The organism is Bacillus sp. 1021 (assembly GCF_014534735.1).
In the GTDB taxonomy this organism is placed as follows: domain Bacteria; phylum Bacillota; class Bacilli; order Bacillales; family Bacillaceae; genus Bacillus; species Bacillus siamensis.
In genome coordinates, this window is record NZ_JACVSR010000002.1 from 1 (window position 1) to 12,094 (window position 12,094).

At 44.3% G+C, this 12,094-nt stretch carries 11 protein-coding genes; 4 read left to right on the forward strand and 7 right to left on the reverse strand.

The genetic code is table 11. The features are described 5' to 3' along the window. Positions 1-204: 204 nt before the first annotated feature. From gyrA to dnaA, 7 genes are all read right to left on the reverse strand, one after another. On the reverse strand, positions 205-2,664 hold the full coding sequence (gene gyrA / locus ICW23_RS06655; protein WP_016937309.1) for a DNA gyrase subunit A: 2,460 nt from the start codon (positions 2,662-2,664) through the stop codon (positions 205-207). A gap of 216 nt (positions 2,665-2,880) precedes the next feature. Next, entirely contained in the window at positions 2,881-4,797 is a 1,917-nt protein-coding gene (gene gyrB / locus ICW23_RS06660; RefSeq protein WP_099743883.1) for a DNA topoisomerase (ATP-hydrolyzing) subunit B, read from the reverse strand. A gap of 56 nt (positions 4,798-4,853) precedes the next feature. Beyond that, positions 4,854-5,099, reverse strand: a complete 246-nt coding sequence (remB, locus tag ICW23_RS06665; RefSeq protein WP_004392908.1) for an extracellular matrix regulator RemB — start codon at positions 5,097-5,099, stop codon at positions 4,854-4,856. A 17-nt stretch (positions 5,100-5,116) separates the two neighbouring features. Next, positions 5,117-6,229, reverse strand: a complete 1,113-nt coding sequence (gene recF, locus ICW23_RS06670; RefSeq protein WP_013350724.1) for a DNA replication/repair protein RecF — start codon at positions 6,227-6,229, stop codon at positions 5,117-5,119. Between the two features lie 15 nt (positions 6,230-6,244). After that, complete coding sequence (rlbA, locus tag ICW23_RS06675; RefSeq protein ID WP_004392910.1) at positions 6,245-6,460, reverse strand: ribosome maturation protein RlbA; 216 nt, start codon at positions 6,458-6,460, stop codon at positions 6,245-6,247. A gap of 135 nt (positions 6,461-6,595) precedes the next feature. After that, complete coding sequence (dnaN, locus tag ICW23_RS06680; RefSeq protein ID WP_021494589.1) at positions 6,596-7,732, reverse strand: DNA polymerase III subunit beta; 1,137 nt, start codon at positions 7,730-7,732, stop codon at positions 6,596-6,598. 184 nt (positions 7,733-7,916) lie between these two features. Then, positions 7,917-9,257, reverse strand: coding sequence for a chromosomal replication initiator protein DnaA (gene dnaA, locus ICW23_RS06685; RefSeq protein ID WP_016937312.1), 1,341 nt, complete (start codon positions 9,255-9,257; stop codon positions 7,917-7,919). A 619-nt stretch (positions 9,258-9,876) separates the two neighbouring features. On the opposite strand from dnaA, the gene rpmH reads away from it, so the two are divergent. From rpmH to jag, 4 genes are all read left to right on the forward strand, one after another. Then, positions 9,877-10,011, forward strand: a complete 135-nt coding sequence (gene rpmH, locus ICW23_RS06690; protein WP_003178075.1) for a 50S ribosomal protein L34 — start codon at positions 9,877-9,879, stop codon at positions 10,009-10,011. A gap of 153 nt (positions 10,012-10,164) precedes the next feature. Further along, entirely contained in the window at positions 10,165-10,515 is a 351-nt protein-coding gene (gene rnpA, locus ICW23_RS06695; RefSeq protein WP_016937314.1) for a ribonuclease P protein component, read from the forward strand. 160 nt (positions 10,516-10,675) lie between these two features. Further along, a complete protein-coding gene (spoIIIJ, locus tag ICW23_RS06700) occupies positions 10,676-11,425 on the forward strand; it encodes a YidC family membrane integrase SpoIIIJ (protein WP_014471334.1) in 750 nt (249 codons plus the stop codon). Beyond that, positions 11,422-12,063, forward strand: coding sequence for an RNA-binding cell elongation regulator Jag/EloR (gene jag, locus ICW23_RS06705; protein ID WP_045925729.1), 642 nt, complete (start codon positions 11,422-11,424; stop codon positions 12,061-12,063). Before spoIIIJ ends, jag begins: the two co-directional genes overlap by 4 nt. Positions 12,064-12,094 lie beyond the last annotated feature (31 nt).

The following is a 12,094-nucleotide window of genomic DNA, read 5'->3' on the forward strand; positions in this document are numbered from 1 at the left end:
TACTTCTCTTGAAGCGACCTCTTAATCATAACATTTTCAGTTTGATAGGTCAATACTTTTTCGAAAAAACTTTTTTTAGCAGACTGTCTTTATGTTGAAAAGACAACAAAAAGAATTATATCAGCATCATCGCTGTGTGTCAAAGCTTTTTTCGTTTCTTTATATATAGAAAAAGCGCAGCCTGTTACAGCTGCGCTTTTTCATCTATTCTTCTTCCATTTCTTCCGGCTCTTCTTCATTCTTTTCCACTAGTGCCACAGTGGCCACGTGCTCTTCATCGGACATGCGGATCAGACGGACGCCTTGTGTTACACGTCCCGTAGTGGAGATATCGTTAATATCCATTCTGATTAACACGCCGCTTGCCGTAATAATCATTAAGTCTTCTTCGCCTCTTGTAGCTTTTACTGTTACTAGCGGACCGTTGCTGTCAGTGATTTTACATGTTTTAAGGCCTTTTCCGCCCCGGCTTTGGACTCTGTATTCTGAGGCCGGCGTACGTTTGCCGTAGCCGTTTTCTGTCACTATGAGAACATGGGAGTCTTCTTCAAGAATCTCCATGCCTACCACGACATCATCATCTGTCAGCGTGATGCCTTTGACACCTGCAGCGGTGCGCCCCATTTGTCTTACATCTTCTTCAGGGAAACGGATCAGCAAGCCGTTCTTCGTTCCGATGATGATTTGTTTCTTGCCGTCAGTCAGACGGACGGCCATCAGTTCATCGTCTTCCCGAAGACCTAAAGCGATCAGTCCGTTATTCCGTATATTCGCAAACTGGGACAGTGCCGTACGTTTCGACACCCCTTGTTTGGTCGTGAAGAAGAGGTAAAGCTCCTCATCAAATGTGCTGACCGGAATAATGGCATTAATCCATTCGCCTTTTTCAACCTCCAGGAGGTTAATAATCGGAATGCCTTTTGCGGTACGGCCGTATTCAGGAATTTCATATCCTTTTGAACGATATACCTTCCCTTTATTAGAGAAGAATAGAATCGTATCGTGCGTCGATGTAGAAATTAAGTGTTCCACAAAGTCATCTTCATTCGTTCCCATTCCCTGCACGCCTTTTCCGCCCCGTTTTTGGCTGCGGTATGTGGACGCTGGGAGACGCTTAACATAGCCGTTATGAGTCAGCGTGATGACGATGTTTTCTCTCTCGATGAGATCTTCATCCTCAATTGTTTCAAGACCGGACGTAACGATTTCAGTGCGTCTCTCATCATTGAACCGCTCTTTGATTTCGTTGAGTTCTTCACGGATGATCTCGAGCACTCTTTCTTCATTGGCTAAAATATCTTTCAGCTCGGCGATAAGCGCAACAAGTGATTGATATTCCTCTTCGATCTTTTCGCGCTCCAGACCGGTTAATCGCTGAAGACGCATGTCCAGAATGGCTTGCGCCTGTTTTTCAGTCAGTGAAAATTGTTCGATTAAACCCGTTCTCGCAATTTCAGCCGTCTGAGAACTACGGATAAGAGAAATCACCGCGTCTAAATGATCGAGAGCGATTCTTAACCCTTCCAGAATGTGAGCTCTCGCCTCCGCTTTGCGAAGTTCGTAAGCCGTTCTGCGTCGGATCACGACCTTTTGGTGATCAAGATAATGCTCCAGACATTCTTTCAGGTTTAATACCTTCGGCTGTCCGTCAACGAGCGCCAGCAGGTTGATTCCAAAAGACGTCTGCAGGGCCGTTTGTTTGTACAGGTTATTCAGAATGACGTGAGCATTGGCGTCACGGCGGATCTCGATGACGACTCTCATTCCGTTACGGTCGGATTCGTCACGCAGATCGGTGATTCCTTCGATTTTTTTGTCCCGGACGAGATCTGCGATTTTTTCAATTAATCTCGCTTTGTTGACCTGATAAGGAAGTTCCGTGACAATAATTCTTTCTTTTCCCGAGGATGTCTCTTCGATTTCAGCCTTAGCCCGGATCGTGATTGATCCCCGTCCGGATTCATATGCCTTGCGGATGCCGCTCCGGCCTAAAATCTGACCGGCCGTCGGAAAATCCGGGCCCGGAATATATTCCATCAGCTCTTGGATTGTGATCTCAGGATTCTCACTTACGGCAAGCACGCCTTCAATGACTTCTCCAAGCTGATGCGGGGGAATGTTTGTCGCCATTCCGACCGCAATACCGGCAGCTCCGTTTACGAGCAGATTCGGAAATCTCGAAGGCATGACGGCAGGTTCTCTTTCTGAACCGTCATAGTTGTCTTGATAGTCAATCGTGTCTTTCGTAATGTCACGCAGAATTTCCATTGCGATTTTTGACATTCTCGCTTCTGTGTAACGCATCGCAGCCGCAGAGTCGCCGTCAACTGAACCGAAGTTGCCGTGTCCGTCAACAAGCATGTAGCGGTAGTTAAAATCCTGCGCCATTCTGACCATTGATTCGTAAACCGCTGAATCACCGTGCGGGTGGTACTTACCGATAACTTCGCCGACGATACGGGCAGATTTTTTATATGGTTTGTCACTGGTCATGCCTAAATCATTCATTGCGTACAAAATCCGTCTGTGAACCGGCTTCAGACCGTCACGCACATCCGGAAGCGCCCGGGATACGATAACGCTCATTGCATAGTCCAGGAAGGATGTCCGCATTTCCTGGCTGATATTGACTTCACGTACTTGTGGTGTGTTTTGTTCACTCATTAAAAAAACCTCCCTGAAGTATCACATGAAATAATGTGGGAGTAGATTGTCCATTATGATCTTCAATACGATTTCACTATTCTCCATTATATCAATAAACTTGTGTTTATACACATTAATTTAGCAGAATATACGGGTTTTGCGGGTTTGCAGAGGCTGCTTGAAGCCGCTTTGAGAAAAAAGCCTTATTTCTTAACGAAAATAAGGCTTTCATGGTTAAATATCAAGGTTTTTCACGTATCTGGCGTTTGCTTCTATGAAGTTTCTGCGCGGTTCTACTTTGTCGCCCATCAGCATTTCGAACGTCTCATCAGCATCCATCGCATCTTCAAGATTGACTTGCAGAAGCGTTCTGGTCGCCGGATCCATTGTCGTTTCCCAAAGCTGAGTCGCGTTCATTTCTCCGAGACCTTTATAACGCTGGAGGCCGGGCTTAGGCGATTGCGGAAGCTCTTTTAAAAGCTCATCAAGCTGCTTATCGTTATAAGCGTATTCCACCCGTTTTCCCTGCTGCACTTTATAAAGCGGCGGCTGGGCAATGTAGACATAGCCGTTTTCGATGATTTCCCGCATGTATCTGTAGAAGAACGTTAATAAAAGCGTTCTGATGTGGGCGCCGTCAACATCGGCATCCGTCATGATGACCACTTTATGATAACGCGCTTTTTCAAGATTAAAATCTTCTCCGATACCCGTGCCGAGAGCCGTAATCATTGATCTGACCTCATTATTTGAGAGAATCTTATCAAGTCTGGCTTTCTCAACGTTCAGAATCTTACCGCGCAGCGGCAGAATGGCTTGGAAATGGCGGTCCCGTCCCTGTTTCGCTGATCCGCCCGCAGAGTCACCCTCTACGATATAGAGCTCGGAAATGCTCGGATCTTTAGAAGAACAGTCCGCCAGTTTGCCCGGCAGATTGGAAATCTCAAGCGCGCTTTTGCGGCGGGTCAATTCCCGCGCTTTTTTCGCCGCCATCCGCGCTCTTGCGGCCATTAAGCCTTTTTCAACGATTTTGCGGGCTGAATCCGGATTTTCAAGAAGGAATGTTTCCAGCGCAGAAGAAAACAGCGTATCAGTGATCGTTCTCGCTTCAGAGTTGCCGAGCTTCGTTTTCGTCTGCCCTTCGAATTGCGGATCAGGGTGCTTAATTGAAATAATGGCAGTCAGCCCTTCTCTCACATCATCCCCGCTTAAATTCGGATCATTTTCTTTGAAAATCCCTTTTCTTCTTGCATAGTCGTTTATGACACGGGTCAGACCGGTTTTAAATCCGGCCTCGTGTGTGCCGCCTTCGTATGTGTTGATATTATTCGTGAAAGAATAAATATTGCTTGTATAGCTGTCGTTGTATTGCAATGCAACTTCAACCGTAATGCCGTCTTTCTCGCCTTCGATATAAATCGGCTCTTCGTGAACGACTTCTTTGGAACGGTTTAAGTACTCAACGTAGCTCTTGATTCCGCCTTCGTAGTGGTACTCGTTTTTCCGTTCTTGTCCTTCACGTTTGTCTTCAATCGTGATGTTTACGCCTTTTGTCAGGAAGGCCAATTCGCGGACACGGTTTGAAAGCAGATCATAGTCATATACAGTTGTTTCTTTGAAAATTTCCGGATCGGGAACGAAGTGCGTAATCGTCCCGGTCTTGTCAGTGTCACCGATCACTTCAAGATCAGCCGCCGGAACACCGCGTTCATACGCCTGATAATGGATTTTCCCGTCACGATGAACCGTAACATCAAGAGTGGTCGACAAGGCGTTTACGACAGACGCCCCTACACCGTGAAGACCGCCGGATACTTTATATCCGCTTCCGTCAAATTTACCGCCGGCGTGAAGAACGGTCATGATGACTTCAACCGCAGGGCGGCCCATCTTCTCTTGGATACCGACCGGAATTCCGCGCCCGTTGTCTGTAACAGTAATGCTGTTATCTTTCTCAATCACAATGTTAATATCTGTACAATAACCGGCCAGAGCTTCGTCAATACTGTTGTCGACGATCTCCCATACCAAATGGTGAAGGCCTTTGCTGTTAGTTGATCCGATGTACATCCCCGGTCTCTTTCGAACAGCTTCCAAACCTTCTAATACCTGTATCTGATTCTCATCATAACTATTTTGCTGCTGTTCCATAGCCATGCACATTCACCTACACTTTTCTTAAACGATATATTCATTGTAAAGATCCGCTAAGAATCTATTTCTAACATAAATTGCGCACGTTTCTTCAGTGTGCCGGAAGATAAGGGAGAGTAATATATATTCTCAGTCGTGACTACGATAGACTTTGGCGTGCCGTTTACGGACGGCACTACTTTTTCTTTCTGTCTGTCCAGAAATTCTTCAACAATCGGCGATACATTGACCTTGCAGTCAAAAATGCCGACGATATCGCGTGTTGAAACGACAAAGTCGTCACCTAAATGAATATACAATCGCTCACCTCATTTCTTCACTTCACTAACGCACCGTTTTCCACACGGAACATTCCTGCTTGATGTAAGGTTTCGTGGTCAATGCCATCCACGCTCGTCGTGGTGACAAATGTCTGCACACGGCCTTGGATTGTATGAAGCAAATGGGACTGGCGGTAATCATCCAGCTCGCTTAGTACATCATCCAAAAGTAAAATGGGATATTCTCCGATTTCTTCATGAATCAAATCTATTTCGGCCAGTTTCAAAGACAAAGCCGTCGTACGCTGCTGTCCCTGCGAACCGTAAGTCTGCACATCGCGTCCGTTCACATAAAAAAGGACATCATCCCGATGCGGTCCGAATAAGGTGACGCCCCGTTCTATTTCTTTTTCTTTTAATTTCGAAAAAGACTCCTGGTAGCTGTTACCTATTTTCGACAAATCTTTAGGATCTGATACATCAAGCGCCGTGTGATACTTAAGCGTCAGTTCCTCAAGCCCCCGGGAAATGCCCGAATGGATCGGCTGCGCCCATTTTTCAAGCTGCGCCGTAAACTGCAGACGTTTGGCGACAACTTTTGCGGCTGCCTCAATCAGCTGATCAGTGAGAACGTCAAGCATAGTCCGGTCAGTCTGTTTCCGGCTTTGCAGCTGTTTCAGAAAATGATTCCGCTGGGAAAGGATTTTTTGATAAAGAGATAAATCATACAGATAAACAGCAGAAACCTGCCCGATCTCCATATCAAGAAATCTCCTCCTGACCTGCGGGCTGCCTTTGACGAGATTTAAGTCCTCCGGGGCAAACATAATGGTGTTCAGCGCTCCGACATACTGACTGAGTTTTTGCTGTTCTATGTGATTGACCTTGCCCTTTTTACCTTTTTTGGAGATGACTAACTGCATCGGGATGTCCCCGTTGCGCTTCATCACTCTTCCTTCTATTTTAGCATAGTCTTCGTCCCACCGTATAAGTTCTTTATCATTTGAGGTGCGGTGTGATTTTGCCATCGAAAGGACATAGATGGCTTCCATCAGATTGGTTTTGCCTTGGGCATTCTCTCCGATGATCACATTCACCTTGTTTTCGAATTGAAGCTCAGCGCGCTCATAATTACGGTAGGATGTTAATTCTAAATTTTGGATATACAACCGCTGTCACCCGCTTTAATTGACGACTTGAAATGAACCAAATCCTTCAATCGCGACCACGTCTCCAACATAAAGCTTTCTGCCGCGGCGATTGTCAGGTTCATTGTTGACTGTCACCTCATGCTCGCTCAGAAACCATTTCGCCATACCGCCGGACTGAATCACATCGGCTAATTTTAAAAACTGGCCAAGCGTAATCATTTCTGTGTCAATCGAAATCGGATTTGCCATAATATCGACCTCTTTCAAATATCACTAATATCTAATTGTACTAAAAAATCCTGAAATAAGGAAAGGGAAAACTTGAGGGAGCAGGCTGATGAACAGAAAAGCTGCCGAACTAAGCCGGCAGCACATTCTGTTTGATTAATACGTTCGGACCGGAAGGATGAGCTGAACGATGGTTTCATCATTCGGCGTACGGATAAGAAACGGTCTCATCGCTCCCGTAAAGCTGATACGGATGTCCGCTCCTTCAAGTACTTTCAGTGCGTCCATCATATATTTTGGACTGAATGAAATATTTAATTCCTCACCGTCAATCCGGTCAGCGAGCACAGCTTCGACCACTTTCCCGATTTCAGGAGAATTTGATGAAATTTCAAGCGAGTCCGCCGGTTTGGCAGAAAGCTTTACCACGTTGTTGCGGCCTTCTCTCGCCAATAAGGAAGCACGGTCTATCGCCTGTAAAAATTCCTTTGTGTTCACGACGATTTCTGTTTTGCTTTCCTGCGGAATTAGGCTTGTCGTATCCGGATAGTTTCCGTCAAGCAGCCTTGAGAAGAACAAGACGTTTTTCGCTTTAAACAGAACTTGGGTTTCTGTAATGACGATATCCACCAGCTCTTGATTGTCATCAAGAATTTTGCTCAGCTCGGTTAAACTTTTTCCGGGGATGACGACGTTATAAGAGCTGTCTTCCGGAATATCAAGCTTTGCTTTTCTTAAAGCGAGCCGATGGCTATCCGTGGCAGTGCATAATAATTCACCGTTTTCCACTTTCCAGTTTACACCTGTCAAGATAGGTCGTGTTTCTGAGGCGGACACAGCAAACACGGTTTGACGGATTAAGTTTTTCAAAAGATCCGTCGGAATCTGAATGGCATGGTGCTCTTCGATTTGCGGAAGATGCGGATATTCATCTGCATCAAGACCGTTCAAATTAAATTCCGCTTTTCCGGAACGGATAATTGTTAAATATTGATTTTGAACTTCGATTTCAACCGTCGCCATCGGCAGTTTTTTAACGATTTCGCTGAAGAAACGCGCTTGCAGCACAATACTACCCGGCTGATCAATCGTCACGATTTCTTTGTCATCTTCTTCTTTCGGAATGAATGACTCGATTGAAATATCAGAATCGCTTCCCGTAAAAGATACTCCTTCATCTGAGGCTACGATCTTAATACCGGTGAGAATGGGAATTGTGGTTCTGGATGAAACGGCTTTTAGAACGTCTTGTACACTTTCAACTAAACGATCTTTTTGAATCGTAAATTTCATGTTTATCCTCCTAACGGATAATATAATTAATATATTTTAAAAATAGCAGTAGTAATAGTAGGGCCTGTGGATTTGTGGATAAGTTGTGAAAAAGACAGGAAACACAGCCTATCCACATGTGGACAGACTGTGCATGGCTAGCGAAAAGTTATTCACACTTTTCCCGATTCATCCGAGGGCTCTTTTATTTAAGCTGTTCTTTTATTTCTTTTACCTGCTGCTGAAGCTGCTCGTCATCAATCAGCAGTTTTGAAATCTTTTCATGAGCATGAATGACGGTTGTATGGTCTCTTCCGCCAAATTCTTCCCCGATTTTAGGCAAAGAAGAGTCTGTCATTTCTCTGGAAAGATACATGGCAATCTGCCTTGGGAACGCAACCGATTTCGTACGCTTTTTCGCTTTGAAATCTTCAAGCTTAATGTTGAACTGCTGTCCGACAATCCGCTGAATCTCTTTTATCGTGATGACCTTAGGCTTTGCGGAAGGAATAATATCTTTCAATGCCTCTGCAGCCAGGTCCGCATTAATGTCTTTATTGATTAAAGATGAATAGGCAACAACCCGGATTAATGCCCCTTCCAGTTCACGGATGTTGCTGTCAATCTGATTCGCGATGTAAAGCATGACCTCGTTCGGAATATCAAGGCCTTCCGCCTTCGCTTTCTTTCTCAGGATGGCAATCCGCGTTTCCAGATCAGGCGGCGTGATATCCGTAATCAATCCCCATTCGAACCGCGAACGCAGACGGTCTTCAAGGGTCGGAATTTCTTTCGGCGGTCTGTCGCTGGAAATCACGATTTGTTTGCTTTCTTCATGAAGCGTATTGAATGTATGGAAAAACTCTTCCTGTGTTTGTTCTTTTCCGGCTAAAAATTGAATATCATCTATCAAAAGTACATCAACATTCCGGTAGCGGTTGCGAAAATCAACGGCTTTATTGTCGCGGATTGAGTTGATGAATTCATTTGTGAATTTTTCAGAAGACAGGTACACCACTTTGGCTGAAGGATTATGATCAATGACATAATGGCCGATTGCGTGCATTAAGTGGGTTTTTCCTAAACCGACTCCCCCGTAAATAAATAAAGGGTTGTACGCTTTAGCGGGTGCTTCCGCTACAGCCAGTGATGCTGCATGGGCGAATCGGTTTCCCGATCCGATGACAAATGTGTCGAATGTATATTTCGGGTTGAGCATGCTTTGGGGAAAATCAGACGGTTCCTCTTTTGCCGCTTTTTTCACTTGCGGTTTCGGCAAAAAGTCTTCTGCATCCTGATTTTGAGGAATGACAAATTTGACGCTCAATTCTTCCCCGGTCAATTCATATATGGTATCTGCAATGAGATGTAAGTACCTGGACTCCAGCCAGTCTCTGGCAAATTCATTGGGAGCGGTGATGGTTAAGGTATCTCCTTGCAGCGAATGGGCTTTCGTCGACTTCATCCAAGTTTCGAAGCTCGGTTTGCTTAACTTTTTCTCTATCTGAGCTAAAGCTTGATTCCAAAGATCTAATATATTCTCCATTATCCGGCACAGCCCTCCTTTTCTTTAAAATCAGCGCTCTTCCCCTGTTATAGAACACAAAAAAAGAGCATATGGCTCTGACCATTCGTACACACGAAATGTTGAAAACATATAGTATAGTAGAAAAATAGCTTTTCGACAAATTCCACAAGTTGTGGACAACAATCTACACAAGCTGTGTGAAAACAATCCACAACTTATCCACACTTTGTGGATAAAGAGAACGGAGTGAAGAAGTAATTAAGAGTTAAAACACAAATATAATATCAAATTAAGCGAGGACTTGCAATGGTTCTCGTAATCTTATCCACAAACCTGACAACTTGTTGAAAAATCTTTGTCCACAGGGGTTAGCAATGTGAAAATGTTGTCGATAACGGTTGTGGATATTAAAAAAAGGCCAAAAAATTATCCACATACCATTTTTTCTGGAAGGCGCGCGGCGTTTTTGCGTTAAAAAAAGGAATATGAAAATTAAGGTTTCTAATCTGGTTAAGGTATGTTATCCTATTATGGTTGTAAGAAATAAAAGCACTGCTGAAGTTGACAATGAATAGGCAGCACAAATATAATAAGTAAGACTGTCTTTAACAGCTATTCCTCGAGGGAGGTGTCATAAATGAAAAGAACATTCCAACCGAATAACCGTAAACGCAGTAAAGTTCATGGCTTCAGAAGCCGTATGAGTTCAAAAAACGGTCGTCTAGTATTAGCACGCCGTCGCCGCAAAGGCAGAAAAGTATTATCAGCTTAGGCCACTGAATAATGTCAGTGGTCTTTTTTCACATTAAGAGAAAAGAGATCATGCGTCGCCCGGTACTGGAGAAATTTTCTTCAGTATTCCGGCGGCCCGTTTTTTTTAGATAGTAATAAAAGTTTCTGCGAGTGAATATCGGAGTGAATCAAAGTGAAGAAGCGAAATCGGTTAAAGAAAAATGAAGATTTTCAAAAAGTGTTTAAACGCGGAACGTCTATGGCAAACCGCCAGTTCGTGCTGTATACGCTTGATCAGCCGCAGCAGGAAGAGCTCCGGGTAGGGCTTTCTGTCAGTAAAAAAATCGGCAACGCCGTCGTGCGCAACCGGGTGAAGCGGTTAATCAGACAGGCGGTTCAGGAGGAAAAAGAGCTCCTCAAGCCGAAAGATTTTATTATTATCGCCAGAAAACCCGCCGCCGACCTCAGTTTTGAAGAAACAAAAAAAAGTCTGCAGCACTTATTCAGAAAAACCTCTTTATATAAGAAATCTTCGTCAAAATAGCTCATATTTTGTTTTCTTCACGTTTTTAAAAGCGCTTCCTTTTGTTTGGCGAAAAATGACCGCCATTTAAAACTGAAAGATGCTAAAATACATACAAGGTTTATAAAGAATGGTATAGGAGGAAACGTTCTTGAAAAGGAGAATATGGTTACTACTGAGTATGGTCGGTATGCTCGTCCTGCTGGCCGGATGCTCGAGTGTAAAAGAGCCGATTACGGCGAATAGTCCGCATTTCTGGGACAAATATGTTGTGTACCCATTGTCAGAAGTCATTACGTACGTAGCGAAACTGACGGGCGATAACTATGGTTTATCGATCATCATCGTTACGATTTTAATCCGTCTGCTGATTCTGCCGCTGATGATCAAGCAGCTTCGAAGCTCAAAAGCGATGCAGGCGCTTCAGCCGGAAATGCAGAAGCTTAGAGAAAAATACAGCTCAAAAGATCAAAAAACGCAGCAGAAGCTTCAGCAGGAAACAATGGCCCTGTTTTCAAAGCATGGGGTAAACCCATTGGCGGGATGTTTTCCGATCCTGATTCAAATGCCGATTTTGATCGGATTCTACCACGCGATTATGCGTACGCAAGCCATTTCACAGCACAGCTTTTTATGGTTTGATTTAGGAGAGAAAGATCCTTACTATATTCTTCCTATCGTTGCCGGTGTGGCCACTTTTGTCCAGCAGAAGCTGATGATGGCCGGAAATCCATCTCAGAATCCTCAAATGGCAATGATGGTATGGATTATGCCGATCATGATCATCGTATTTGCGATCAACTTCCCGAGTGCGCTTTCTCTTTATTGGGTAGTCGGAAACCTGTTTATGATTGCTCAGACATTCCTTATTAAAGGGCCTGACATTAAACACGATCCGGAAACGCAGAAAGCGGGAGGAAAGAAAAAGTGAAGAAGGTGACTGCTGCGGGACGGAATGTCAAAGAAGCAGTTCAATCAGGCCTTCAGGAACTTCAACTGACGGAAGATCAAGTAGAAATAACGGTGGTGCAGGAAGAATCTAAAGGATTTTTGGGTATTTTCGGAAAAAAGAATGCGATCGTAGAACTGGAAGAGAAAAAAAATCCTGTTCAGGAAGCGAAAGCGTATCTGGAAGAAATCATCAATTCCATTGCGGGGCCTTCTGAGATTGTTACGGAAGAAAACAAAAAAACAGTTTGTTTTCATATTAAAGGTGAAAAAGCAGCGCTGCTTATTGGCAAAAGAGGACAAACACTCAATGCTCTGGAAACATTAACGCAGCTTGTTTTGAACCGCGGCTCCGGCCAGTATCGCCACGCCGTTGTCGACGCTGAAAATTATCGACTGAAAAGAAGAGAAATTCTGGACCAGCTGGCAAACAGGCTGGCCAAGCAGGTGTCGAAAACAAAAAAAGATGTGCATTTAGAACCGATGCCGTCAGGCGAAAGAAAAATCATCCATGACGCTCTGTCGAGACACCCAAATATCAAAACTTTTTCTACCGGTGAAGGCCGGTACCGCCATCTCGTTATTTCCCATAAAGATAGCAGAAAACCGAAGTCCGGGTAAAATCGGAACTTCGGTTTTTTTATTGGCGAAA